Source organism: Streptomyces sp. NPDC056144, from assembly GCF_042264145.1.
GTDB lineage: Bacteria > Actinomycetota > Actinomycetes > Streptomycetales > Streptomycetaceae > Streptomyces.
This window is the reverse complement of record NZ_JBHJVF010000003.1, coordinates 577524-603064: the sequence shown is the minus strand read 5'-3', so window position 1 is coordinate 603064 and position 25541 is coordinate 577524. Positions and strand designations below refer to the sequence as shown.

Here is a 25541-nt window from a genome sequence, read left to right as displayed (position 1 = left end):
TTACAGTGCGTCCGGACCGCGCTCGCCGGTGCGGACCCGTACGGCGGTCTCGACCGGCACGCTCCACACCTTGCCGTCTCCGATCTTGCCGGTTCGGGCGGCCTTCACGACGACGTCGATGAGCTGTTCGGCGTCCTCGTCCTCGACGAGGACCTCGATGCGGATCTTGGGGACGAGGTCGACGGTGTACTCGGCGCCGCGGTAGACCTCGGTGTGGCCGCGCTGGCGTCCGTATCCGCTGGCCTCGGTGACGGTCAGGCCGTGGACCCCGAAGGCCTGGAGGGCCTCCTTGATCTCGTCGAGCCGGTGCGGCTTCACGACCGCGGTGATGAGCTTCATGCGTCCACCTTCTTGTTCTCCGTGACGACCGGGGCGGGTACGGCGGTGCCGCGTCCCGTGACGCCGCCGCCGGCGCCGCTGAAGTCGTAGGCGGTCTCGGCGTGCTCGACCTGGTCGATGCCGGAGACCTCGTCGTCCTCGCTGACCCGCATGCCCATCGTCTTGTCGATGATCAGGGCGAGGAGCGCGGAGGCGATCAGGGAGTAGGCGAGGACGGCGAAGACGCCGACCGCCTGCTTGCCGAGCTGGTCGAGGCCGCCGCCGTAGAAGAGGCCCTTGGCGTCGGACTGGACGCCGCCGGTGGCGAAGAAGCCGACGAGCAGGGAGCCGATGACACCGCCGACGAGGTGGACGCCGACGACGTCGAGGGAGTCGTCGTAGCCGAACTTGTACTTGAGGCCGACGGCCATGGCGCAGGCGAGACCGGCGATGGCGCCGACGGCGATCGCGCCGAGCGGGCTCACGGCGCCGCCGGACGGGGTGATGGCGACGAGGCCGGCGACCGCGCCGGAGGCGGCGCCGAGGGTGGTGAAGGAGCCGTGGCGGATCTTCTCGTACGCGAGCCAGGCGAGCATGGCGGCGGCGGTGGCGACCTGGGTGTTGACGAACATCACGGCGCCGACGCCGTCGTCGTTGCCGAGCCACGAGCCGGCGTTGAAGCCGAACCAGCCGAACCAGAGGAGACCGGCGCCGAGCATGACCAGCGGGAGGCTGTGCGGGCGCATCGGGTCCTTCTTGAAGCCGACGCGCTTGCCGATGACGAGGATGACGCCGAGGGCGGCCGCGCCCGCGTTGATGTGGACGGCGGTGCCGCCGGCGAAGTCGATGACGCCCATCTCGAAGAGCCAGCCGCCCGCGCCCCAGACCCAGTGGGCGACGGGGAAGTAGACGACCGTGACCCAGAGGGTGATGAAGAGCGCCCAGGCGGTGAACTTGACGCGGTCGGCGAGGGCGCCGCTGATGAGCGCGGGGGTGATGATCGCGAACATCAGCTGGAAGACGGCGAAGACATAGACCGGGATGGTGTAGCCGTCCCAGAGCTCGGTGATGCCGATGCCGCTGAGGCCGACGTACTCGGAGGACCAGCCGACGATCGAGCCGATGTCGGTGCCGAAGGCCATGCTGAAGCCGAAGAGCACCCAGAGGATCGTGACGATGCCGAGGCTGATGAAGCTCATCATCAGCATGTTCAGCGTGGACTTGACGCGGACCATGCCTCCGTAGAAGAAGGCGAGTGCCGGGGTCATCAGCATGACCAGGGCGGAGCAGATGAGCATGAACCCGGTGTTGGCGGCGGACAGCTCGGGGGCGTCTGCTGCCAGGGTCGTGATGGCTGGTGCCATCGGCGTCTCCTCGTCGTCGAAGCGGCCTGTGCGGGGCGGGGCCGGGGAGCGGTCGGCCGTTGAGGGGCGTGGCCGGTTATGGGCCAGAGATTCGCGCAGCGCGGTTTCGGCCGATGCCGCTCGATGTTTCGCGACGGTGACGAAGGTGTGAGGCGTGTTACGCGGCCGTGAACGGTCCTGGGACGACAAAACCGGCCGCGCGGGGCGTCCGTTGACCTTGCGGCGGGGGAGCCGAGTCGGGTTGTACGGGACGTCCGGCGCGGCCGGGGTCTGTGCGGGGTCTCGGGGCGGGGCCCCGGGACCGGGGGCGGGTCAGACGGCTTCGGCGGCCGCCTCGGGGAGGAGCTGGGTGATGCTGTCGGTGAGCCGGACGACCTCGGCGACGTCGCCGAAGCTGCGGGCGGCCTGGTCGACGGTCTTGCGGAGGCGGTTGTTGACCCGCTCGGAGCGGATGCTGCGGGCGACGCCGAGGGCCTTCTCGGCGAGGGCCACGGACTGCTCGGGCTCGCGCTTGAGGAGGTGGACGGTGGCCATGCCGATGAGGTTGAGGGCGTACGACCGCTGGTGGTCGGGGTCCTGCGCGAAGAGCTCGACGGCCCGCTCCATGACGGGTTCGGCGAGCGAGGCGTAGGTCGGGGAGCGTCCGGCGACGTAGGCGAGGTCGCGGTAGGAGTGGGAGTTCTCGCCGTTGAGCTCGGCCTCGGAGAAGAAGCCGATCCAGTCGGGCTCGGGCTCGCCGTCGAGGCCGGCGTCGGCGAAGGTGTCCTCGGCCATGCGGACGGCCCTCTTGCACTTGGAGGGCTGGCCCATGTTGGCGTAGGCGCGGGCCTCCATCGCATACAGCATGGCCTGGGTGCGGGCGGTGGCGCAGTCTCGACTGCCGTACTGGGCCAGATGGATGAGTTCGAGGGCGTCGTCGGGCCGGCCGAGGTGGATCATCTGGCGGCTCATGGACGACAGGATGTACGAGCCGAGGGGCTTGTCGCCGGCCTCCTTGGCGGCGTGCAGGGCGAGTACGAAGTACTTCTGGGCGGTGGGCTGGAGGCCCACGTCGTAGCTCATCCAGCCGGCGAGCTCGGCGAGCTCGGCGGCGCAGGTGAAGAGGCGCTTGGCGGTGGCGGCCGGGTGCGACTCCTGGAGGAGGTCGGTGACCTCGTGGAGCTGGCCGACGACGGCCTTGCGGCGCAGTCCGCCGCCGCACTGGGCGTCCCACTTGCGGAACATGGCGGTGGTGGACTCGAGGAGGTTGAGCTCGATCTCGGAGAGCTTGTTGGGCCGCCGCCCGTCGGGGGCCGCGATCTCCGGGACCGCGATCTCGGTGACCGGGGTGGGGACGAGCCAGCGCTGCATCGGCTCGATGAGCTGGGGGCCGGCGGCGAGCGAGAGCGAGGAGCCGAGGAAGCCGCGCCGGGCCAGCATGAGGTCGCTGCGGGAGAACTCGCTGAGCAGGGCGACGGTCTGCGGTCCGGCCCAGGGCAGGTCGACGCCGGAGACCGACGGGGACTGGTGGGCGGTGCGCAGCCCGAGGTCCTCGACGGCGACGACGGAGCCGAAGCGCTCGGAGAACAGCTCGGAGAGGATGCGCGGGATGGGCTCGCGCGGCTGCTCGCCGTCGAGCCAGCGCCGTACGCGCGAGGTGTCGGTCGAGATGTGGTGCGCGCCCATCTGGCGCGCCCTGCGGTTCACCTGCCGCGCCAGTTCGCCCTTGGACCAGCCGCTGCGCACGAACCATGAGCCCAGCTGCTCGTTCGGGCGCTTGCCGGCAGTCGTACCGTCTGCGCCGTTGCCGCCCACTGGAACGCCCCCATCCACCTGAATGCCTGTCATGCGAAGCCCTATCAGAATGCCGCCTCGTGGGGGCTTCCGTCCGGCGTTCTCACTCCTTCGAACGGGAATCCGGCTTGCCTCCGGCATACCCACGCGCGGAGTGGCCCCGGGTTCGCGTACCGAAAGTAATCCTACGATCACCCCTCCCGTGAGGGCGATTCAAGAAACGCCACCATTCGCCACCCCTTCGAATGAACTCGCCTCCCACGGAACGCGATTCACTTGACAGGCGACGAACCGGAGTTGGCGGACGGATGCGCGGAGAGGCGCGCGCGACGACCCGCACCACCCCGCCCACGACCGCACGCCCTGGACGGCGTCGGACCGTGTCCGAAGGTGACGAGGACCCTCCGGGTCGTAACCACCGGCGCGTTCGACCCGTTGGAGGGGGCATGGGCTTCACGATCGGCGGCATTCGTGAGATGCGGTCCGGCTCGCGCCGCCGCGTGCGCACCTCTGAGTGCACAGCGGTGGCCGAGTACACAGGACTGTGGGGCTGGGACGTGGTCCCCGGAGCACGCGCCGCCTCCGGCCGGTGCTCCTGCGGGGATCCGGCGTGCGCGGCTCCGGGGGCGCACCCCCTCTCCTTCGCGGAACCGGTGCCCGCGGGCGCGGGTCTCGACGACGCGGTCAAGGCGTGGGACCAGTACCCGGGCGCGGCGCTGCTGCTGCCCGTGGGCCGGTTCTTCGACGTCCTGGAGGTCGCGGAGGCGGCGGGCCGCCGGGCGCTGGTGCGCCTGGAGCGGATGGGGCTGCCACTGGGACCGGTCTGCGCGACCCCGACCGGGCGGGCGCGGTTCTTCGTGGCGCCGGGCGCGGCGGCCGAGCTGCCGCGGCTGCTCTACCGGATGGGCTGGGACGACGCCGATCTGGACCTGCACTGTCTGGGGCCCGGCACGCACGTCACCGCTCCCCCGTCGGACCTCGGCGGGCTCGGGCCGGTGCGCTGGCTTCGCCCGCCGACGCTGGACACGGCGGGCGCTCCGCCGCAGGCGCGGCTGCTGCTGGGCACTCTCGCGTACATCTGTCACCGGACGCGCGCCTGACACCCGTGGACCCGTGGACGCGTGAGGGCCCCCGCCGTTTCCCACGGCGGGGGCCCTCACGCGTGTGCCGGTACGGCGGTCAGTCGCCGATCAGGGCGTCGACGAAGGCGCCCGGCTCGAAGGGGGCCAGGTCGTCCGGGCCCTCGCCCAGGCCGACCAGCTTGACCGGGACGCCCAGCTCGCGCTGGACGGCGACGACGATGCCGCCCTTGGCGGTGCCGTCGAGCTTGGTCAGGACGATGCCGGTGACGTCCACGACCTCGGCGAAGACGCGGGCCTGGATCAGACCGTTCTGGCCGGTGGTGGCGTCGAGGACGAGGAGGATCTCGTCGAGCGGGCCGTGCTTCTCGACGACGCGCTTGACCTTGCCGAGCTCGTCCATGAGGCCGGTCTTGGTGTGGAGACGGCCGGCGGTGTCGATGAGGACGACGTCGGCCTTCTCGGCGATGCCCTCCTTGACCGCGTCGAAGGCGATCGACGCCGGGTCGCCGCCCTCGGGGCCGCGGACGGTGCGGGCGCCGACGCGCTCGCCCCAGGTCTGGAGCTGGTCGGCGGCGGCGGCGCGGAAGGTGTCGGCGGCGCCGAGGACGACGGACTTGCCGTCGGCGACGAGGACGCGGGCCAGCTTGCCGGTGGTGGTGGTCTTGCCGGTGCCGTTGACGCCGACGACCATGACGACGCCCGGGGTGTCCTCGGGGCTCTCCGTCCTCACGGTGCGGTCGTAGTCGCCGAGGAGCGCGACGAGCTCCTCGCGGAGCAGGGCGCGCAGCTCGTCGGGGGTGCGGGTGCCGAGGACCTTGACCCGCTCGCGGAGCCGGTCGACGAGCTCCTGCGTGGGGGCGACGCCAACGTCGGCCGTGAGAAGGGTCTCCTCGATCTCCTCCCAGGTGTCCTCGTCGAGGTGCTCGCGGGACAGGAGCGTGAGCAGCCCCTTGCCGAGCGAGTTCTGGGAGCGGGCGAGGCGGGCCCGGAGCCGTACGAGGCGGCCGGCGGTGGGCTCGGGGACCTCGATCTCCGGAGCGGCCGGGGCCTCGGGAGCCTCGGGCTCCACGGTGGCCGGGGCCTCCTCGGCCGGGGCTTCGGCGGCGGGGGCCTCGGGGGCCGTCGCGTCGGGGAGTTCGACCTCCTCGACCGTGCGGCGTGGTTCCTCCCGCGGTGTCTCCGCCTCCTCGCCGACATGCGGTTCGGCGGGCGGAGCGGTGATGATCGGCGTGGTGGACGGCGGCTCGGCCGGCGGCAGCTGCTTCTTCTTGCGGCCGCTGATCACGAGCCCGCTCGTCACGGCGACCGCGACGACCAGAGCGATGACTACAGCAAGGATGAGTTCCATAACCCGTCCAGTATCGGCCACGACCCCCGCACAGGCGGAGCACGTACCCTGGATGGCTCCCCCCACATTCGTACGGAGTACCCCCATGCCCCACGACGCCTCCGAAGCCGCAGGCGCGACGCACGACGGCGCCATGGAGACCCGAGGTCTCGAACCCGTCCCCGACGCGGAGCGGACCGGCAGGGTCCGCGAGCTCTTCCCGACCTGGGTCGCGGCCAACATCAGTGTGCTGCTGCTCACGATGGGCGCGGGCCTGATCGTCTTCAACGGCCTGAACTTCTGGCAGGTCCTGGCCGTGGCGGTCGTCGCGCCGGTGATCTCGTACGGGATCGTCGGCCTGATCTCGATCGCGGGCAAGCGGGGCGGCGCGCCGGGCATGGCGCTGTCACGGGCCGTCTTCGGTCAGCGAGGAAACCTTTTTCCCGGTGCGCTGATCTGGGTGGCCCGCTGGGGCTGGGAGACGATCAACGCGGTGACCGGCGCCTACGCGGTGCTGACCGTCCTCGATCTGCTCTTCGGCGTGAAGTCGAACACGTTCCTCATCATCGTGACGCTGCTGCTCTTCGTCACCTGCACCTTCCTGGTGTCCGGCCTCGGGATCAACGCGCTGCGGGTGTGCAGCAAGTGGTCCACGTACCTCTTCGGCGCGTTCTCGGTGCTCGTCCTCGTCTACCTGGTGGCCAACACCGACTGGGACGCGGTCTTCGCCAAGCCCGCCGGTTCGACGGCGATGATGGTCGCGGGCATCGGCACGATCGCCGCCGGCGGCATCAGCTGGGTCCCCTCGGGCCCCGACTTCACCCGCTACCTCCCCCGGACGGCCTCCTCGAAGGCGCTGGTCGGCTCGACGATCGGCGGCGCCGGGATCGTCGTGCTCCCGATGGTCCTGATGGGCGCGGTCATGGCGGTCTCCACCCCCGACCTGGCCTCGGCGCAGGACCCGGTCTCCTTCATCGGCGAGCTGCTGCCGATGTGGATCTCCGTGCCGTACCTGGTGATCGCGCTGATCGGCATGCTCCTGATCAACTCGATGTCGATGTACTCGGCCGGCTTCACCGCGCAGACGCTCGGCATCAAGGTCTCGCGGGCCGCGGCCGTCAGCGTGAACGCGGTCATCAGCCTGGTCTTCGGCTTCCTCCTGATGGTGGTCGCGACCAGCTTCATCGGCTCGTTCATCTCCTTCCTCACGCTGCTCGCGGTGGCCTTCTCGGCGTGGATCGGCGTCTTCGGCGTGGACATGCTCCGCAGGAAGACGTACGACCCGGTGGCGCTCATGGACACCACCCGGACCAGCGCGTACTGGTACCGGGGCGGCTATGCCTGGCAGGCGATGACGGCGTGGGCGGTCGCCCTGGCCGTGGGTCTGCTGTTCACCAAGGTCGACTGGTTCGCCGGTCCGCTGGCCTCGTCCTGGATCGGCGAGAACGGTCTCGGCTGGGCGGCCACGATCGTGGTGGCCGGTGTGCTGTACGCGGTGCTGCCGCGCACGGCCCCGGCCGCCGTCCCGGCGAAGGCCACCGGGTCCGTCGAGTCCGTCGAGTCCGACGAGACCCCCGAGCCCGACGAGACCGTTTCCATCTGACGACACGTCAGATACTGTCCCCCTTCCGCGCACCCGCGAAGGGGGACTTTCCCATGCCGTTCAGCGTCGTACGGTTCAACCTCGTCGATCCGGGAGCCACTCCGGAGTCCCTCTCCGAGCGCTACAAGGCCGCCCTCGCCATGTCCGCGTACGCCGACACCCACGGCGTCGACACGGTCCAGACCGAGGAGCACCACGGCGTCGAGAACAACTGGCTGCCCTCCCCCTTCGCCTTCGCCGGCGCGGTCTTCGGCGCGACCGAGCGGATCGCCGTCACCGTCTCGGCGATCATCGGCCCGCTGCACGACCCGCTCCGCCTCGCCGAGGACATCGCCGTCCTCGACCTGCTGAGCGGCGGCCGGCTCGTGACGGTCGCGGGCATCGGCTACCGGCCGGAGGAGTACGAGGAGCGCGGGGTCGACTGGGGCCGTCGCGGCAAGCTCCAGGACCTGCTCCTGGAGACCCTCCTGACGGCCTGGAAGGGCGAGCCGTTCACCTATCAGGGCCGTACGGTACGGGTCACCCCGCGGCCGCTCTCCCAGCCGCACCCGATGCTGCTCGTCGGCGGCTCCTCGAAGGCGGCGGCGCGGCGGGCCGCCCGGCTCGGGCTGCCGTTCTTCCCGTCCGCGCACCTGCCGGAGCTGGAGACGTACTACCGGGAGCGGTGCGCGCAGTACGGGACGGAGGGCTGGACGATGATGCCGGCCGAGGTGACCCCCCTCCTGCACGTGTCCGAGGACCCGGACCGGACCTGGGACGCGTACGGGGAGCACTTCCTGCACGAGGCCAGGACCTACGCCTCCTGGCAGTCCAAGGACATCCGCTCGGCGGTCCGGTCGGGGGCGACGACGGTGGAGGAGCTGCGCGCGGAGGGCGTGTACCGGGTGGTGACGCCGGACGAGTGCGTGGCGCTCGGCCTGGAGAGCCTGGTGCTGCACCCGCTGTGCGGCGGGATGCCGGTCGAGGAGGGGTGGCGGAGCCTGCGGCTGTTCTGCGACGCCGTGCTCCCCCGCCTCGCCGGCTGAGCCCCCCCCTGACCCGACCGCCAGGGCCGGGTCAGCCCATCTCCTCCAGCGCCTTGCCCTTGGTCTCCTTCACGTACCTGAGCACGAAGGGGATCGAGAGCACGGCGAAGACCGTGTAGATGACGTACGTGCCGGAGAGGTTCCAGTCCGACAGGGACGGGAAGCTGGCCGTGATCGCCCAGTTCGCGATCCACTGCGCGGAGGCGGCGACGCCGAGGGCGGCGGCGCGGATCCGGTTGGGGAACATCTCGCCGAGGAAGACCCAGACCACGACGCCCCAGGAGAGGGCGAAGAAGAGCACGAAGACGTGGGCGGCGACGAGGGCGACGGCGCCCTGGGTCTCGGGCAGCTTGCCGTCGACGAGGTCGGCGGAGAAGGCCCAGGCTTCGAAGGCGAGGGCGATCGCCATGCCGCAGGAGCCGACGAGGGCGAGCGGCTTGCGGCCGACGCGGTCGACCAGGACCATCGCGATCACGGTGCCGACGATGTTCACGATGGACGTGGTGAACGAGTAGAAGAACGAGCTCGACGGGTCGATGCCGACGGACTGCCAGAGCGTCGCCGAGTAGTAGAAGGCGACGTTGATGCCGACGAGCTGCTGGAAGACGGAGAGCCCGATGCCGACCCAGACGATCGGCAGGAGCTTGTACTTGCTGCCGCTGACGAGCAGGTCCTTGAAGGTGGACTTGTGCTCGCTGCGCATGGCCCGGTCGATCTCGGCCACGCGCTGGTCGAGGTCGACGCCCTGGCCCTCGACCTCGGCGAGGACCTCCTTGGCCCGTTCGGTCCTCCCGACGGAGATGAGGAAGCGGGGGGACTCGGGGATCGCGAAGGAGAGCATCCCGTAGAGCAGCGCGGGGACGACCATCACGCCGAGCATCCACTGCCAGGCCTCCAGGCCGCCGATCTCGCCGCGCTGGTCGCCGTCGGCGAGCTGGAGGATGCCGTAGTTGACCAGCTGGGAGATGGCGATGCCGATGACGATCGCCGCCTGCTGGAAGGAGCCGAGGCGGCCGCGGTACGCGGCGGGGGCGACCTCGGCGATGTAGGCGGGGCCGATGACCGAGGCCATGCCGATGGCGAAGCCGCCGATGACCCGCCACATCGCCAGGTCCCAGAGGGCGAAGGGCAGGGCGGAGCCGACGGCGCTGATGGCGAAGAGCACGGCGGAGATCTGCATGCAGCGGATGCGGCCGATACGGTCGGCGATCCGGCCGGCGGTCGCGGCGCCGATCGCACAGCCGATCAGGGCGATGGCGATGACCTGCGCGAGGGTGGCGGAGCCGATGTCGTAGCGGTCCCGGATGGCCTCGACGGCTCCGTTGATGACGGAGCTGTCGTAGCCGAAGAGGAAGCCGCCCATCGCGGCGGACGCCGTGATGAAGATGACGTGGCCGAGGTGGTCGGGATGGGCCGCCCGGCCTTCGGACGGCGGCGGCGTGGGCGCCTGCGCGGTGTTGGTCACTTGGACTCCCTGGGAGGGTACGAGCCCTCCCAGTGGCGCACGATTTCCCGCCGCCCACCACCCGGACCGACGGTCTCAGCGCAGCCGCTGGCTGATGACCTTCGAGACGCCGTCACCCTGCATCGACACGCCGTACAGCGCGTCCGCGACCTCCATGGTCCGCTTCTGGTGGGTGATCACGATCAGCTGGGAGGACTCCTGGAGCTCCCGCATGATCCCGATCAGCCGCTGGAGGTTGGTGTCGTCGAGCGCGGCCTCGACCTCGTCCATCACGTAGAAGGGGCTGGGGCGGGCCTTGAAGATCGCGACGAGCAGCGCCACGGCGGTCAGCGAGCGCTCGCCGCCGGAGAGCAGCGAGAGCCGCTTGACCTTCTTGCCCGGCGGGCGGGCCTCGACGTCGACGCCGGTGGTGAGCATGTTGTCCGGGTCGGTGAGGACGAGCCGGCCCTCGCCGCCGGGGAAGAGCCGCGAGAAGACGCCCTCGAACTCGCGGGCGGTGTCCCGGTAGGCCTCGGTGAAGACCTGCTCGACGCGGGCGTCGACCTCCTTCACGACCTGGAGGAGGTCGGCGCGGGTCTTGCGCAGGTCCGCGAGCTGCTCGGAGAGGAACTGGTGGCGCTCCTCCAGGGCGGCGAACTCCTCCAGGGCCAGCGGGTTGACCTTCCCGAGCTGGTGGTAGGCGCGCTCGGCCGACTTGAGCCGCTTCTCCTGCTCCGAACGGATGAACGGCCGGGACGGGAGCGGGTTGCCCTCCTCGTCCACCGGTGCCTCGCCCTCGGGGGTCGGCGACGGCGGTACGGGCTGGTCGGGGCCGTACTCGGCGACGAGGTCGGGCGCCTCGACGCCGAACTCCTCCAGGGCCTTGCCCTCCAGCTGCTCGATCCGCAGCCGCTTCTCCGCGCCGAGGACCTCGCCCCGGTGGACGGAGTCGGTGAGCTTGTCGAGGTCGCCCTTGAGGTCGCGGGCGCGGGAGCGGGCGGCGGTGAGGCCCTGCTCGCGGTCGGCCCGGGCCGCCTGGGCGGCGGCCCGCTCGCGGTCGGCGCGGCCGAGGGAGACCTCGACGTGGGCGAGGAGCCCGCGGGCGCCGGCGGCGACGGCGGTCGCGACCCGGCGCTCGTGCTTCAGGCGGACCCGGCGCTGTTCGGCACGCGCGCGTGCCTCGCGTTCGGCGCGGGCGGCCCGGTCGAGCGAGTCGGCGCGTCCGGCGAGCCCCTTGACCCGCTCCTCGTGGGTACGGGCCTGGAGCCGGGACTCCATCTCGGTCTGGCGCGCGAGGGTGCCGTCGGCGGCGAGGGTGTCGCGGACGGAGGTGTCGGGCTCGTCGTCCCCGTCACCCGCCTCCTCGGCGACGAGCAGCCGTTCGGCCAGCTCCTCGGCGTCGCCGATCGCCTTCTCCAGGGAGTCCTGGGCGCGGGCGACGGCGGCGGCGGTCCGCTCGGCCTCCCCCGCCGCGGCCCTGGCCTGCCCGCCGAGCCGGCCGAGCTCCTTGGCGACGGCGGACTTCTCGCGCTCGGCGGTACGGCGCAGGGCGTCGAGCTCCTCGACGAGCGCGGTGGCGGTACGGCGCCGCTCCTCGGCCTCCCGCTGCGCGGCCTCGGCCTTCTCGCAGCGCCCGGCCAGCTCGTCGAGCTCGGCGGCGGCCTCGGCCACGGAGGCCTGGACTTCGAGGAGGCTGGGCGCTCCGGCGGAGCCTCCCTGCGCGAAGTGGGCGCCGAGCAGGTCGCCTTCGGCCGTGACGGCGGTCAGGCCGGGGTGCGAGCGGACCAGGTCCTCGGCGGCGGCGAGGTCCTCGACGAGGACGATCCCGTCGAGCAGCCGGCGTACGGCTCCGACGAGTTCTTCGGGCCCGGTGACGAGCCGGGCGACGGGCGTCGCGGATTCCGGGACGGCGACGGGCGCCGACGGCGCGTACCCCGTGTACCCCGCGTACCCCTCCTCCGGGCCGGTCAGGAGCAGGGTGGCGCGGCCCGCGTCCTGCTTGCGCAGGAGGCGCAGGGCGTCGGCGGCGGCGGTGGGTCCGGTGGCGGCGACGGCGTCGGCGGCCGCGCCGAGGGCGGCGGCGACGGGGATCTCGTGTCCGGGCGTGACGGAGAGGAGTTCGGCGGCGGGGCCGAGGAGACCGGTGAGTCCGGCGGCGAGCAGCGCGCCCGTGCCGTCCTTGCGGCGCAGGCCGAGGGCGAGGGTCTCGTGGCGGGCGCGGGTCGCGGCCCGGGCGCGTTCGGCGGCGCCGAGCTCCTCGCGGGCGGCGCCCAACGCGGCCTCGGCCTCGGCGAGTTCGCGGCGGGCCTCCTCGTACCGCGTGCCCTGCTCACCCTCGGCGGCGCCCAGCTCCTCGACCTCGGCGGCGAGCTGCTCGTACTCCTCCTGGGCGGTGACCGCCCGCTCCCCCGCCTCGTCGCGGGCGGCGGTGAGACGGTCGATCTCGGCCTGGGCGGCGGCGGCGCGCGAGCGGGCGGCGCCGACCTGGCCCTGGAGCCGGGCGAGGCCCTCGCGGCGGTCGGCGATGGCGCGGGCGGCGTCCTTGAGGCGGCGCTCCTCGGAGGCGAGGGCGCGTTCGAGCTCGGCGCGGCGGGCGACGGCCTCCTCCAGGGCCCGTTCGGCGGCCTCCAGGGCGGCTTCGAGCTCGGCCTCCTCCTCGCGGATCCGGGCGGCCTCGCGCTCCAGGTCCTCGGGGTCGCGGCCGCGCCGCTCCTCGGCGGGGGCGTCGGCGGCGCTCTTCACGCGCGCGTCGGCGAGCGAGATCGTGCCGCGGACCCGTTCGGCGAGCTGCGAGAGGTCGTGCCAGCTCTGCCGGGCGTGCTCGAGCCGGGGCGCGAGGGCCAGGGTCTCCGCCTCGAGCTCCGCCTCGCGGGCGAGCGCGGCCGTCAGCTCGGCCTCGGTGGCCTCCTTGCGCGCGAGCAGCGCGGCCTCGTCGGCGACCTCGGCGTTCAGCGCGGTCCGCAGCTGTACGAGGTCGTCGGCGAGGATCCGGAGCCGGGCGTCGCGCAGGTCGGCCTGGATGACGACGGCGCGGCGGGCGACGGCGGCCTGCCGGCCGAGGGGCTTGAGCTGGCGGCGGAGTTCGTCGGCGAGGTCCTGCACGCGCGCGAGGTTGGCCTGCATCGCGTCGAGCTTCCGCAGCGCCTTCTCCTTGCGCTTGCGGTGCTTGAGGACGCCGGACGCCTCCTCGATGAAGGCGCGGCGGCCCATCGGGTCGGCGTGCAGGACGGAGTCGAGCTGGCCCTGTCCGACGATGACGTGCATCTCGCGGCCGATGCCGGAGTCGGACAGCAGGTCCTGGATGTCGAGGAGCCGGCAGGTGTCGCCGTTGATCTGGTACTCGCTGCTGCCGCCCCGGAACATGATCCGGGTGATGGTGACCTCGGCGTAGTCGATCGGCAGCGCGCCGTCGGAGTTGTCGATGGTCAGCGAGACCTCGGCGCGGCCGAGCGGCGGGCGCCCGGTCGTGCCGGCGAAGATGACGTCCTCCATCTTGCCGCCGCGCAGCGACTTGGCGCCCTGCTCGCCCATGACCCAGGACAGCGCGTCCACGACGTTGGACTTGCCGGATCCGTTGGGACCCACGACGCAGGTGATTCCGGGTTCGAACCGCAGGGTGGTGGCCGAAGCGAACGATTTGAAACCACGGAGGGTCAGGGCCTTGAGGTGCACCCCGGGGACTTTACCGGGGCACACGCGTTTCACTCGCGAAGGTGTAGGGAAGATCCTCGGGTGAGGAGGGGGTGGAAAGACAGAAGGGACGCCGAGGCGCCCCTTGCATATCCAGCTGTACAGCGGTCCGGCTGTCCAGCTCACCTGGCCCCGGGGGGCTGGGTTGGTGTCAGGTGAGCGCGGGCTCCGCCTGGGGTACGTCGAGGTCGATGCTGTCGAGCAGCGACTCTCCCTGGTGCTGAGCGGCGGCAGCCGCGAGCGTGTCGTTCTCGGACTGGATCCGTACCAGCTCGGATTCCAGGTCCTGGACGCGCTGCTGAAGCCGTCGCATCTCGGCGAGGAGTCGCGGGTCGGAGCCGCCGACGTAACCGAGAAGCGCCTTTGCCATGATGGATGGTCCTCCACACTGAGTGACCGACCGATTGCGGTGTGGGTCGTGAGGGATTCGCACCCGCGGTGCTCGGCAGTACATCGTGCCGGTTCTCTACTGCCAAACAGCTAAGGTGCGCGGGGCTTCCAGAGTCTCACCAAAAAGTTTGACGGTCAACACGATCACGCCCCGTTCGCAGGGGCGTCCGGGGAGACGGTGGCCGCGCGGCACGCTGCGGCGTCTCTCGACCCGGCCCCTCAGGGCGTGGCGATCATCCTTACCGGGCAGCCTTCCACGACGCGTGGAACTTGGCAACCACCAGCGGGTTTCTCCTGCGGAGCCCCCGTCACCGCGGGTGCGCCCGACGCCTCTCCGGGTGACCGGAGGGGCGTCGCCGGCGGAGTCGTCAGCGGATGGCGAAGCCCTCGTATCCGCCGCGCGGTGTGCCCCATATCTCCGTCACGCCGTCCACGCGTCCGGGCGTGTCGCCGGTCCTGAGCCAGTCGAGAAGACGGTGGCAATTCTCACTCGGCCCCTCGGCCACCACCTGCACCCGGCCGTCGTCGAGGTTCAGGGCGAAGCCGACCAGGCCGCCGATCTCCAGTGCGTTTGCCCTGGTGAACCAGCGGAAGCCCACTCCCTGCACTCGCCCGCGTACCCAGGCGGTCATCCGTACGTCGTCACTCATGCCCGCACGCTAGCCGGTGACTTGCCCGAGGAGCACGTCACCCCGGCCGCTCATCGCGTACAGTCCCGACGGAATGCGCCTCACCCGTTCGGGCGCGCGCCATTCGACTGCCGCGCCGATGTGTGCAGGTAGCAAATATCAGCAAACACCCCCGCAAAGGTCGCCGATGACCGGCGGAGATCCGCAGAGGAAGGCAGGCAGATGGGACGCCACCGTCGCTCCGGCGCCGAGCCCGCCGCAGAAGACTACGCGGCCGGCACGGGCCGTCGGCACCGGGGTGACCGCCGCAAGCGGCGGGTGACCCCCGTGCGCACCGGTCTCCTCGGCGCCACCGCCGCCGTCGCCGTGGGAGCCGCGGCCGTCGCCTCGGGTCTGCTGCCCGGCGGGGACACCTTCACCGTCGGCTCCACCGCCACGGCCGAGCGCCCGGAACCGTCCCGGCAGGCCCCCGAGCTGACCACGCAGGGCGGGGCCACCCGCACCCCGGCCGGCGAGTCCGGCGGCGTGAGCGGGACGGGCACGGGCGGAACGGGCGCGGGCGGAACGAAGACCGCCTCCCCTTCCACGAAGCCGAGCGCGAAGGCCAGCGCGACCCCGAGCGCCGAGGCCAGTGCGACGCCGAGCGCCGAGCCGTCGGCGGAGCGGAGCGCCGAGGCCGCCCCCCGGCCGACCCCGTCCAAGACGGCGGCCGCCGCGCCCGTGACCCCGAAGGTCTCGGTCGCGCCCTCGACGCAGCCGCCCGCCCCCACGGCCGAGCCGACCGCCGAGACCACGGCCGGGACGACCGCCGCCGGGTCCACGGCCGACCGCGCCGACGCCGCCGAGGCGGAGGTGCTCCGCCTGGTGAACGTCGAGCGCGCCAAGGTGGGCTGCTCCCCGGTCAGCGCGGACGCGCGGCTCGCGGGCCTGGCCCGGGCGTTCAGCGCGGACATGGAGGCGCGGAACTTCTTCGACCACACGGACCCCGACGGCGCCACGCCGTGGAACCGCGCCGAGCAGGCGGGCATAGCCAACCTGGCCGGCGAGAACATCGCGCGCGGCCAGGTGGACGCGGCGGCCGTGATGACCTCCTGGATGAACAGCGACGGCCACCGCGCCAACATCCTGAACTGCGAGTTCACCACCCTCGGCGTCGGCGTGGAGTTCGGCGACGGCGGCCCGTGGTGGACCCAGGACTTCGGCCGCTGAGCCTCCCGGGCGCGCGCTAACTTTTCGTAAGCGCTGTGCGTGCGTACGCTGGAAGACATGACTGACGACTCCGCCTACGACGTGTTCGCGCGCGCCTGTCCCTCGCGCGACACGCTGGGGCACGTGACGGGCCGCTGGGGCAGTCTGACCCTCGGCGCCCTGTACGACGGGACGTTCCGCTTCAACGAGCTGCGGCGCCGGGTCGACGGCGTCAGCGAGAAGATGCTGTCGCAGACCCTCCAGGCCCTGGAGCGCGACGGCCTGGTCCACCGCGAGGCGCAGCCCACCAACCCGCCGCGGGTCGACTACCGGCTCACCCCGCTCGGCCGCGAGGTCGCGGAGCGCCTCGTCGGCCTGATCGGGCTCGTCGAGGGCCGCATGGACGAGGTCGAGGCGGCCCGCGAGCAGTACGACGCGAAGCGCGCGGCGCTCACGCCCTAGGGGCGCGGCGGTCGCTGGCAGCGGGGGCAGAAGTAGCTGGACCGGTTCATCCAGGGACGCCGGCGCATCGGCGTACCGCACCGGTGGCACGGCTCGTCCTCGCGCCCGTAGGCATCGAGGGAGCGGTCGAAGTAGCCCGACTCGCCGTTCACGTTCACGTACAGGCTGTCGAAGGTCGTGCCGCCGACGGCGAGCGCCTCGGTCATCACGTCCCTCGCGTGCCCGAGGAGCTCCGCGGAGCGCGGCCGGGTGAGGGTGGCCGTGGGCCGCTCGTAGTGCAGCTTGGAACGCCAGAGGGCCTCGTCCGCGTAGATGTTCCCGACGCCGCTGATCAGCGACTGGTCGAGGAGCGCCCGCTTGACCGTCGTACGCCGCTGCCGCAGCGCGCTGTGGAAGGCGTCCTCGTCGAACTCGGGGTCCAGCGGGTCGCGCGCGATGTGCGCGATGACGTCCGGGAGACCGTCCGGGGTCTGGTCGTGGAGCGAGAGCCCGCCGAAGGTGCGCTGGTCGACGAAGCGGAGCTCCGTACCGGTGGCGTCCTCGAAGCGGACGCGGATCCTCAGGTGCTTCTCGTCGGGGGCGTCCTCCGGCTGCACGAGCAGCTGTCCGCTCATTCCGAGGTGCCCGAGCACGGCCGTTCCGGTCTCCGCGAGCGGCACCCAGAGGTACTTGCCGCGCCGCATCGGCGCCTCGAACCGCCGCCCCCTCAGCCGGGCCGCGAAGTCCGCGCCGCCCGCCGGATGACGGCGTACGGCCCGGGGGTGCAGCACCTCGACCTCGGCCACGGTCCGCCCGGCGACCCAGCGTTCCAGTCCGCGCCGGACGACCTCGACCTCGGGCAGCTCGGGCACGGGACTCCTCCGACGGTCTTGCCTGGACAGTGGTCCAGCCAACCCTACCGGCGCCCGCTCGGGGAAAAGACGAGAACCCCGTCCGGGGACGGGGTTCTCGGGAAGCGAGGCTTCGGGGCGGGGACGGCCGTCAGGCCGACGCCCGGTCCTCCGCCGACGGGGCGTCGGGCTCGGCGCCCTGGCCCGTCGTGCCGGCCTCGGCCGCGGCCTTCGCCGCGGCCGCGCGCTCGTCGGCGGCCGCGCGGATCGCGCGCCACGCCGACTCGGCGGCCTGCTGTTCCGCTTCCTTCTTGCTGCGGCCGGTGCCGGTGCCGTACGAGACACCACCGACGCGGGCGGCAGCAGTGAAGACCTTCTCGTGGTCCGGGCCCTCTTCGGAGACGAGGTACTCCGGCACACCCAGGCCCTCGGCCGCGGTGAGCTCCTGGAGGCTGGTCTTCCAGTCCAGTCCGGCACCGAGGTTCGAGGACTTCTCGATCAGCGGGTCGAAGAGCCGGTGCACCAGCTCGCCGGCCGCTTCGAGGCCCTGGTCGAGATAGACCGCGCCGATCACCGCTTCAAGGGTGTCGGCGAGGATGGAGGCCTTGTCCCGGCCACCCGTGCCCTCTTCGCCCCGGCCGAGCCGGATGAAGGAGCCGAGTTCGAGGCCGCGGCCGACCTCCGCCAGCGCACGCGAGTTGACCACCGCGGCCCGCAGCTTGGCCAGCTGGCCTTCGGGCAGGTCGGGGTGGGTGCGGTACAGCGTGTCCGTGACCACCAGGCCGAGCACGGAGTCCCCGAGGAACTCCAGACGCTCGTTGGTGGGCAGACCGCCGTTCTCGTACGCGTACGAACGGTGGGTCAGCGCACGCACCAGAAGGGCGGACTCGAGCTGATACCCGAGCCGCCCTTCCAGAAGCGTGTGGGACGAGGCTGCGCTGATGTTCTCAGACATCGTGCCTCTCACCAGCCACTCAGACCGAGAGGACCTGGCGCTTGTTGTAGGTGCCGCAGCTCGGGCACGCGATGTGCTGCAGCTTCGGCTCCTGGCAACGCTCACACGAAACCAGGGTGGGGACCGCAGCCTTCCACTGCGACCGGCGGTGGCGCGTGTTGCTGCGCGACATCTTCCGCTTCGGAACAGCCACGGCTACTTCTCCTGCTTCTCGGCGGCGCTTCGGACGTCCCCGTCAGAGGCTTTGCCGCTCATGTTGTCCTTCTCATCGGTTCCCAGCGAACCGGCGAGTCCTTGCAATGCCGCCCAACGGGCGTCGACGGCATCATGGTGGTGGTCCGGGTCCTCGTTCAGGTCGGCTCCACATTCGGAGCACAGACCCGCACAGTCTTCCCGGCACACCGGCTGCATCGGCAGTGCGAGCACCACCGCATCACGCAGCAGAGGTTCGAGGTCGAACATGCCGTCCTCGAGGGGGGTCATGTCCTCGCGTTCCTCGTCTTCGTCTTCCGCGGCCGCCTTGGAGCGGCCCCGGTCGTCGGAGTCGGGGTACGAGAACATCTCCTGGAAGTCCACGTCGAGCTCGAGCTCGACGGGCTCCAGACACCTTACGCACTCCCCCTCGGCCGATGCACGGGCGGTGCCTGTGACAAGCACCCCTTCCATGACCGACTCAAGACGGAGATCGATGTCCACCGAAGAGCCCTCGGGCACTCCGATGACCCCTTCGACGCCGAAGGCGGCGGAACCGCCGGGCGCCTCGACCGAACGCGAGATCCGCTGGAGGGCACCAGGACGCCGCCCCAGCTCGTGTGTGTCGAACACGAGGGGGTTGCGGTGGTCGAGGCGCGTGCTCAGGGCTCTTCCTGCTTTCGGATCGAACGAATCGTGAGGGGGGGCTGCCAGACGTTGGGCAGCAGAGATCGCGGAATACGCGCGACCGAAGAGCCAGGATACTGGACGCTTCGCTCAGGGCCCAATCCGGGACCTCGGCCCCATTACTGCCCCTGCTCGTACCGGCGCAACTGCTCGAGATCGATCATGCCCGTGTCGAAGAAACTGGTCTCGTCGAGCGAGGCGGCCGGGTGCTGCGGAACCTGGGGAGCGTACTGGGGCGGCTGCTGCTGCTCGTAGCCGTACTGACCGTCATAGGGCGCGGCGTAAGCCGCTCCGGTGGAGCCGTTGCTCGCAACGGAGTAGGGGTCCGGCTGCTGCTGGTACGCGTACGGGTCGGGCTGCTGGTAGCCGTAGCCCGGGTCCTGCTGCGGCTGCTGCGGGTACCCGTAGGGGTCCTGCTGGGCCGCGACCGGCTCCGGGGCCTGCGCGGGCATCTGCGCGGGGATCTGGACCGGCTGCGGGTCGGCGAGCTCCGCGAGGCCGGCCAGGTAGTCGGCGTCGCTGGTGTGGACCGCGCCGGCGAGGCCGTCCTGCGCGGCCATGTGCTCGCCGAGGGCGTCGGTGGCGATCCGGCCGTGCAGCTTCTGCCGGCCGCGGCCGACGGCCTCCAGGGTCTTGCTGAGGACGGCCTCGAAGGCGCCCAGCTTGGCGTCCACGTACTCGTCGGCCCGCCGGATCAGCGTCTGGGGGTCCGCGCTGTACTCGGGGGCGTCCTCGTCCGCGTAACCGTCGGCGTCGAGGCCGGGGCCCCGGCCGAGGAGCTTCTCGCGGCCCCGGTCGACGGACCCGATGGTCTTGTTGAGGACGACCTCGAAGTTGGCGAGCTTGGAGTCGACGTAGTCGTCGGCCTCGGCCCGGACCTCCTCGGCCTCGCGGCGGGCCTCGGCGAGGATCCGGTCGGCCTCGCCCTGGGACTCCCGGGCGACCTGGGTGTCGGAGACGATCGAGCCGCGCTCGGCGTGGGCGGCCTCGATGATCCGCTCGGCCTCCTGGCGGGCCTGCTCGACCAGCTGCTCCCGGCCGCCGATCAGCTCCTGGGCCTGGGCGAGGGAGCCGGGCAGGGCCTCCCGCACCTCGTCGAGCAGGGCGAGCAGCTCGGCCCGGTTGACCACACAGGACGCCGACATCGGCATGGAACGGGCGTTCTGCACGGTCGCGACGATCTCGTCGAGCTTCTTCTGCACGTCCACCGGGTGCTCGCCACTCTCTACAGCTGGATGGAGACGGACGGGACGACTGTAAGGGCAGTCGGAGCCCGTCCGACACCAGGTGACGGAGCGTCAGCGGCGGTGGCCGCGTGTCACTTCTCCCCGAGGCGCTCGGTGAGCCGCGGCAGGACGGACGGCGGGACGAGGTGCGAGACGTCGCCGCCCCAGGCCGCCACCTCCTTGACCAGGGAGGAGGAGAGGAAGCTGTACGTCGGGTTGGTGGGGACGAACAGGGTCTCCACGCCCGAGAGGCCGTTGTTCATCTGCGCCATCTGCAACTCGTAGTCGAAGTCGCTGACCGCGCGCAGGCCCTTGACGATCGCCGGGATGTCCCGCTGCTTGCAGAAGTCGACGAGCAGTCCGTGGAAGGACTCCACCTCGACGTTGCCGAAGTCGGCGGTGACCTCGCGGATCAGCTCGATCCGCTCGTCGACCGTGAACAGTCCCTGCTTGGACTGGTTGATCATCACCGCGACGTGTACGACGTCGTACAGCTTGGAGGCTCGGGCGATGATGTCGAGATGTCCGTTGGTGATGGGGTCGAACGACCCCGGACAGACGGCGCGGCGCAACTTTGGTCCCTCGCTCTCCGGTCCGGTCATCGTGCGTCTTCGCACGTAGAGGCGGCGCGACCGTACCAAAACGTTCCCTCGCCGTAGCGACGGGACCGCAGTGGTGCGAATCCCTCCGGCCAGCCGAATTCTCCGCCTCGGGTGCTGCGCTCCACGGTGACGAGGGCATCCTCGCTCAACCAGCCCCCGGTGCGCAGTGTGAGGAGGATCTCGCGGAGATCGTCGTCCGAGACGGCGTAGGGCGGGTCGAGGAAGACCAGGTCGTACGGATCGGCGGGGGCCGGTCCCGTCACGATCTGCTCCGCTTTGCCGGACCTGAGCTCGGCGCCGGGGAGACCGAGGCTCGTCATGTTGTCGCGGATCGTCTTGGCGGCGCGGGGCTCGGCCTCGACGAGCAGGGCATGGGCCGCGCCGCGCGAGAGCGCTTCGAGGCCGACGGCGCCGGAGCCCGCGTACAGGTCGGCGACCCGGGCCCCGTCGAGACCGTGGAACGCCTCCCAGGTGGAGAAGAGGCCTTCCCGTGCCCGGTCGGATGTGGGGCGGGTGCCGTTGCCGGGGGGCACGGCCAGGCGCCGTCCGCCGGCGGTACCGGCGATCACGCGGGTCATCGGTGTCCTCGTCCGTCGTCCAATGCGTACGTCCCAGGATATGGGGCCGCCGTACCGGTCAGCCCGTCTCAGCCCTTCTCCAGGTACTCCTCCCGCTCCTCGCTGAGCAGGGCGTCCAGCGCGGTGCGCAGTCCCGGGTGGGCGGTGAGGTCGGGGTCGTCGAGGACGAGGGCGGTGGCCTCCTCGCGGGCGGCGGCGATGACCTCCTCGTCGTCGATGACGGTGAGGACCCGCAGGGAGGAGCGGACGCCGGACTGGGCCTGGCCGAGGACGTCGCCCTCGCGGCGCTGTTCGAGGTCGATGCGGGAGAGCTCGAAGCCGTCGAGGGTGGACGCGACGGCGTTCAGCCGCTGGCGGGCCGGGCTGGCCTCGGGCATCTCGGAGACGAGGAGGCAGAGGCCGGCGGCGGAGCCTCGGCCCACGCGTCCGCGCAGCTGGTGGAGCTGGGAGACGCCGAAGCGGTCGGCGTCCATGATGACCATCGCGGTGGCGTTGGGAACGTTGACGCCGACCTCGATGACGGTGGTGGCGACGAGGACGTCGAGGTCGCCGGCGGCGAAGCGGCGCATGACGTCGTCCTTGTCGTCGGGGTGCATGCGGCCGTGCAGGACGGCGATCCGCAGCCCGGCGAGCGGGCCCGTGCGGAGCTTGTCGGCGGTCTCCAGGACGGCGAGCGGCGGCCGCTTCTCGGCCTCGTCCTCGGCGGAGGCCTTCGCCTTCTTCTTCTGGTCCTCCTCGTCGCCGATGCGCGGGCAGACCACGTACGCCTGGTGCCCGTTCTCCACCTCCTCGCGGACCCGCTCCCAGGCCCGCGCGAGGAAGTGCGGCTTGTCGGCGGCGGGGACGACGTGGGTGGCGATCGGCGAGCGCCCGGCGGGCAGCTGGTCGAGGACGGAGGTCTCCAGGTCGCCGAAGACGGTCATGGCGACCGTGCGCGGGATCGGGGTGGCGGTCATCACGAGGAGGTGCGGGGGCTGCTTGCCCTTGCCGCGCAACGCGTCGCGCTGCTCGACGCCGAAGCGGTGCTGTTCGTCGACGACGACGAGTCCGAGGTCGTGGAACTGGACCTTGTCCTCGATCAGCGCGTGCGTGCCGATGACGAGCCCGGCCTCGCCGGTGACCAGGTCGAGGAGCGCCTGACGGCGCCCGGCGGTGCCCATGGAGCCGGTGAGGAGGACGACCTTGGTGGCCCGCTCGGCGCCGCCGAGCATCCCTCCCTCGGCGAGCTCGCCCATCATCTCGGTGATCGACCGGTGGTGCTGCTGGGCGAGGACCTCGGTGGGCGCGAGCATCGCGGCCTGTCCGCCGGAGTCGACGACGGCGAGCATGGCCCGCAGCGCCACCATCGTCTTTCCCGAACCCACCTCTCCCTGGAGGAGGCGGTGCATGGGGTGTTCGGTGGCGAGGTCGTCGAAGATCTCGCGGGAGACCTTGGTCTGGCCCTCGGTGAGGGTGAACGGGAGCTTGGCGTCGAAGGCGTCGAGGATGCCGCCGGGGGCGGGGCGGCGGGCCACGGCGGGGAGTTGGGTGTCGGCGTGGCGGCGGCGGGCGAGGGCGACCTGGAGGACGAAGGCCTCGTCCCACTTGAGGCGGTCGCGGGCGGCGGCGATGTCGGCCTTGGTGCGGGGGCGGTGGATCATCCGCAGGGCGTCGGGAAGCTCGGCGAGGCCGCGGCCCTCGCGGAGGGCGGGCGGGAGCGGGTCGACGGCGTCGCCGGCGCTCGGCAGGACGGCGTCGACGGCCTTGGCGATCTTCCAGGACTCCAGCTTGGTGGTGGCCGGGTAGATCGGGAGGAGGGCGCCGGCCCAGCCGGCCACGCTGTCGGCCGACTCCTCGCCGTCGCCGCGGAGGAGTTCGTACGAGGGGTGGGCGAGCTGGAGGCGGCGGTTGAAGAGCGAGACCTTGCCGGCGAACATCGCGCGGGTGCCCGGCAGCAGGTCCTTGTGGGGTTTGTGCACGCCCTTGCCGAAGAAGACCAGTTGGACTCTGCCGCTGCCGTCCGTGATGGTCACCTCGAGGCGCTGGCCGCGCCCCTTGGAGCCGTTGAAGGTGAGCACGCGGGCGTCGGCGACCTGGGCGACCACGGTGACGTGCTCGTCGAGCGGCAGGTCGACGAGCGTGGTCAGTTCCCCGCGCTCGGCGTACCGGCGGGGGTAGTGGTGGAGCAGGTCGCCGACCGTGTGCAGGTCGAGCGCCTCGGCCATGACCTTGGCGGTGGCTGGGCCGAGGGACTTCTTGAGTGGTTCGTCGAGCGCGGGCACGCGTTCCATTGCACACCACGCGACTGACAGTCGCGCCTCACTCCACACCGATGAGCAGCGGTGGCGCCCCTTCTCCGGCGTGGTACGTGGTGGTGTCGACGGCCAGATAGCCGCGCCGGACGTGGCTTTCGAGGGCGGTGGCGAGGCCGGGCGGGGTGTCGTCGGCCACGATGAGCGTGACGAGTTCGCCGCCGGCCGAGAGCATCCGGTCGAGGACGGTACGGGCGGTGTCGGTGAGGTCCTGGCCGATGACGGCGACGTCGCCCTCGATGAGGCCGAGGACGTCGCCGGCCTGGCAGACGCCTGCGGAGGTGAAGGACTGCCGTTCGGCGACGGCGAGTTCGGCGTAGCGGGTGGCTCCGGCGGCGGCCGTCATGGCGACGACGTCCTCGTCGAAGCGGCGGTCGGGTTCGTGGACGGCGAGGGCGGCGATGCCCTGGACGGCGGCGCGGGTGGGGATGAGGGCGACGCGGATGCCCTCCGCCCTGGCCTGTTCGGCCGCGGCGGCGGCGGTCTGGCGCAGGTCGGTGTCGTTGGGCAGGAGGACGACCTCGTGCGCGTACGCCCGGCGGATCGCGTCGAGGAGCTCGTCCCCGGCGGGCGGTTCGCCGGGGCGGTTCTGGACGGTGGTGGCGCCGGCCTCGGCGCAGAGTCCGGCGAGGCCCTCACCGGGGACGACGGCGACGACGGCGCGCTGAGCCCGCTCCCCGCGCTCGTCGGCGTGCTCGTCAGGCGTGGCGGCGGCCGGGGCGGGGGTGGTGCTCGCGAAGTGGGTGATGCGGATCCGGTGCGGGCGTCCGGCCTCGACCCCGGCCTCGACGGCGCCGCCCGCGTCGTCGGTGTGGACGTGGACGTTCCACAGCCCGTCGCCGCCGACGACGACGAGGGACTCCCCCAGCGCGTCGAGCCGGGCCCGCAGCAGTTCGACGGCGGCGTCCTCGGCCTCCAGGAGGTAGATCACCTCGTACGCGGGTCCGTCCTCGCCCGCGCACTCCTCGGGGACCGCCGGGGTGACGACCGTGCCGCGCGGGGCGGGCTCCGGCCGGGCGGGCGCCTCGCCGGTCACGGTCTCCAGGAGCGCGCCGAGGACGGCCACCAGACCCCGTCCGCCGGCGTCCACGACCCCGGCGCGGGCGAGGACGTCCAGTTGGTCGCGGGTGGTCGCCAGGGCGTTCCCGGCCCCCTCGTAGGCGTTTCTCGCCACCTCCACGAGCCGCCCTCCCCCGGCGCAGGCCCGGGCGGCGGCGGCCGCGACGGTGAGGATGGTGCCCTCGACGGGGTGGGCGACGGCCCGGTGCGCGGATTCGGCGGCCTCGGCGAGGGCGCGGGCGAGGTGAGAGCCGTCACGTCCTTCGGCGAGGACGGCGGCCATGCCCCGCAGCAGCTGGGCGAGGATCGTCCCGGAGTTGCCCCGGGCGCCGAGCAGGGCGCCGTGCGCCATGGCCCGTACGGTCTCGGCGGCGTCGGGGTCGGAGGCGGCGAAGACGGCGTCGACGGCCTGCTTCGCGGCCTCCGCCGTCAGGTACAGGTTGGTGCCGGTGTCCCCGTCCGCGACCGGGTAGACGTTGATCGCGTCGATCTCCTCGCGCTCCCGGCCGAGGGCGTCGACCGCCCGCGCGGACCAGGTCCGCAGCGCCTCCGCGTCGAGCTCGACGAGCTCCTCGTCAGGCTGAAGGGCTCGCGACAACAGGGGGCCTCCTTCGGCGGTGAGCTCCTCGCAGAGTAGACCGGGAGTGTCCCGCTCGTGACCTGGGTCCGGGGCGATCTTGTCGGAGACCGTGGTAGTTTCGTTCCACCGAAGCAGGCGTTGTATGCTGCTTCGGTTGCCCGGTTCCCACCGGGCCATCCCCCGGCAAGCCACTTCAGACTCCTGATTCCGGTGCGCCGGATTTCACTGTAATTCTGAAGTCTTTGG

The 25541-nt window shown here is 71.9% G+C and carries 22 protein-coding genes; 5 read left to right on the top strand and 17 right to left on the bottom strand.

Annotation, left to right across the window (positions count from 1 at the left end; genetic code table 11):
• From ACFC0Z_RS13585 to ACFC0Z_RS13575, 3 genes are all read right to left on the bottom strand, one after another.
• Complete coding sequence (locus ACFC0Z_RS13585) at positions 1 to 339, bottom strand: P-II family nitrogen regulator (RefSeq protein WP_015036464.1); 339 nt, start codon at positions 337 to 339, stop codon at positions 1 to 3.
• Entirely contained in the window at positions 336 to 1682 is a 1347-nt protein-coding gene (locus ACFC0Z_RS13580) for an ammonium transporter (RefSeq protein ID WP_376436362.1), read from the bottom strand. Before ACFC0Z_RS13580 ends, ACFC0Z_RS13585 begins: the two co-directional genes overlap by 4 nt.
• Before the next feature lie 312 nt (positions 1683 to 1994).
• Entirely contained in the window at positions 1995 to 3476 is a 1482-nt protein-coding gene (locus ACFC0Z_RS13575) for a hypothetical protein (protein WP_376436701.1), read from the bottom strand.
• Positions 3477 to 3901: 425 nt separating this feature from the next.
• On the opposite strand from ACFC0Z_RS13575, the gene ACFC0Z_RS13570 reads away from it, so the two are divergent.
• Positions 3902 to 4555: a bifunctional DNA primase/polymerase gene (locus tag ACFC0Z_RS13570; protein WP_376436359.1), complete on the top strand. Its 654-nt coding sequence runs from the start codon at positions 3902 to 3904 to the stop codon at positions 4553 to 4555.
• A 79-nt stretch (positions 4556 to 4634) separates the two neighbouring features.
• On the opposite strand, the gene ftsY is transcribed toward ACFC0Z_RS13570, so the two are convergent.
• Positions 4635 to 5885, bottom strand: coding sequence for a signal recognition particle-docking protein FtsY (ftsY, locus tag ACFC0Z_RS13565; RefSeq protein ID WP_376436357.1), 1251 nt, complete (start codon positions 5883 to 5885; stop codon positions 4635 to 4637).
• An 85-nt stretch (positions 5886 to 5970) separates the two neighbouring features.
• Between ftsY and ACFC0Z_RS13560 the strand changes: the two genes are divergently transcribed.
• Both ACFC0Z_RS13560 and ACFC0Z_RS13555 read left to right on the top strand, forming a co-directional pair.
• On the top strand, positions 5971 to 7467 hold the full coding sequence (locus ACFC0Z_RS13560; RefSeq protein ID WP_376436354.1) for a cytosine permease: 1497 nt from the start codon (positions 5971 to 5973) through the stop codon (positions 7465 to 7467).
• 53 nt (positions 7468 to 7520) lie between these two features.
• Positions 7521 to 8492, top strand: coding sequence for an LLM class flavin-dependent oxidoreductase (locus tag ACFC0Z_RS13555; RefSeq protein WP_376436351.1), 972 nt, complete (start codon positions 7521 to 7523; stop codon positions 8490 to 8492).
• 31 nt (positions 8493 to 8523) lie between these two features.
• On the opposite strand, the gene ACFC0Z_RS13550 is transcribed toward ACFC0Z_RS13555, so the two are convergent.
• The 4 genes from ACFC0Z_RS13550 to ACFC0Z_RS13535 all read right to left on the bottom strand — a co-directional run bounded on the left by ACFC0Z_RS13550 (position 8524) and on the right by ACFC0Z_RS13535 (position 14666).
• The gene (locus ACFC0Z_RS13550; RefSeq protein ID WP_376436348.1) at positions 8524 to 9957 is read right to left on the bottom strand and encodes a sugar porter family MFS transporter; all 1434 of its coding nucleotides are present in this window, start codon (positions 9955 to 9957) and stop codon (positions 8524 to 8526) included.
• Between the two features lie 75 nt (positions 9958 to 10032).
• The gene (gene smc / locus ACFC0Z_RS13545) at positions 10033 to 13608 is read right to left on the bottom strand and encodes a chromosome segregation protein SMC (RefSeq protein WP_376436345.1); all 3576 of its coding nucleotides are present in this window, start codon (positions 13606 to 13608) and stop codon (positions 10033 to 10035) included.
• 169 nt (positions 13609 to 13777) lie between these two features.
• Complete coding sequence (locus tag ACFC0Z_RS13540; protein WP_055641131.1) at positions 13778 to 13996, bottom strand: hypothetical protein; 219 nt, start codon at positions 13994 to 13996, stop codon at positions 13778 to 13780.
• Between the two features lie 388 nt (positions 13997 to 14384).
• Positions 14385 to 14666 (bottom strand): acylphosphatase, encoded by a 282-nt coding sequence (locus ACFC0Z_RS13535; protein WP_376436341.1) that lies wholly within the window; start codon positions 14664 to 14666, stop codon positions 14385 to 14387.
• A 201-nt stretch (positions 14667 to 14867) separates the two neighbouring features.
• On the opposite strand from ACFC0Z_RS13535, the gene ACFC0Z_RS13530 reads away from it, so the two are divergent.
• Positions 14868 to 15854 carry a CAP domain-containing protein gene (locus tag ACFC0Z_RS13530; RefSeq protein ID WP_376436339.1) on the top strand — a complete coding sequence of 329 codons (987 nt, stop codon included), beginning with the start codon at positions 14868 to 14870 and terminating at the stop codon, positions 15852 to 15854.
• Between the two features lie 57 nt (positions 15855 to 15911).
• Positions 15912 to 16295, top strand: a complete 384-nt coding sequence (locus tag ACFC0Z_RS13525) for a winged helix-turn-helix transcriptional regulator (RefSeq protein ID WP_376436336.1) — start codon at positions 15912 to 15914, stop codon at positions 16293 to 16295.
• On the opposite strand, the gene mutM is transcribed toward ACFC0Z_RS13525, so the two are convergent.
• From mutM to ACFC0Z_RS13480, 9 genes are all read right to left on the bottom strand, one after another.
• Complete coding sequence (gene mutM, locus ACFC0Z_RS13520; RefSeq protein WP_376436333.1) at positions 16292 to 17146, bottom strand: bifunctional DNA-formamidopyrimidine glycosylase/DNA-(apurinic or apyrimidinic site) lyase; 855 nt, start codon at positions 17144 to 17146, stop codon at positions 16292 to 16294. The two genes, ACFC0Z_RS13525 and mutM, sit on opposite strands and share 4 nt — an antisense overlap.
• A gap of 130 nt (positions 17147 to 17276) precedes the next feature.
• Positions 17277 to 18080, bottom strand: coding sequence for a ribonuclease III (gene rnc, locus ACFC0Z_RS13515; protein ID WP_376436330.1), 804 nt, complete (start codon positions 18078 to 18080; stop codon positions 17277 to 17279).
• A 19-nt stretch (positions 18081 to 18099) separates the two neighbouring features.
• Positions 18100 to 18273 carry a 50S ribosomal protein L32 gene (rpmF, locus tag ACFC0Z_RS13510; RefSeq protein WP_015036448.1) on the bottom strand — a complete coding sequence of 58 codons (174 nt, stop codon included), beginning with the start codon at positions 18271 to 18273 and terminating at the stop codon, positions 18100 to 18102.
• A gap of 2 nt (positions 18274 to 18275) precedes the next feature.
• Complete coding sequence (locus ACFC0Z_RS13505) at positions 18276 to 18938, bottom strand: DUF177 domain-containing protein (protein WP_376436698.1); 663 nt, start codon at positions 18936 to 18938, stop codon at positions 18276 to 18278.
• A 140-nt stretch (positions 18939 to 19078) separates the two neighbouring features.
• Positions 19079 to 20167 carry a cell division initiation protein gene (locus tag ACFC0Z_RS13500; protein WP_376436327.1) on the bottom strand — a complete coding sequence of 363 codons (1089 nt, stop codon included), beginning with the start codon at positions 20165 to 20167 and terminating at the stop codon, positions 19079 to 19081.
• Between the two features lie 110 nt (positions 20168 to 20277).
• Complete coding sequence (coaD, locus tag ACFC0Z_RS13495) at positions 20278 to 20757, bottom strand: pantetheine-phosphate adenylyltransferase (RefSeq protein WP_376436695.1); 480 nt, start codon at positions 20755 to 20757, stop codon at positions 20278 to 20280.
• A 26-nt stretch (positions 20758 to 20783) separates the two neighbouring features.
• Complete coding sequence (gene rsmD, locus ACFC0Z_RS13490) at positions 20784 to 21365, bottom strand: 16S rRNA (guanine(966)-N(2))-methyltransferase RsmD (protein WP_376436324.1); 582 nt, start codon at positions 21363 to 21365, stop codon at positions 20784 to 20786.
• Between the two features lie 68 nt (positions 21366 to 21433).
• Positions 21434 to 23635 carry an ATP-dependent DNA helicase RecG gene (gene recG, locus ACFC0Z_RS13485; RefSeq protein ID WP_376436322.1) on the bottom strand — a complete coding sequence of 734 codons (2202 nt, stop codon included), beginning with the start codon at positions 23633 to 23635 and terminating at the stop codon, positions 21434 to 21436.
• Between the two features lie 28 nt (positions 23636 to 23663).
• Positions 23664 to 25313 carry a DAK2 domain-containing protein gene (locus tag ACFC0Z_RS13480; protein ID WP_376436319.1) on the bottom strand — a complete coding sequence of 550 codons (1650 nt, stop codon included), beginning with the start codon at positions 25311 to 25313 and terminating at the stop codon, positions 23664 to 23666.
• Positions 25314 to 25541: the final 228 nt, after the last annotated feature.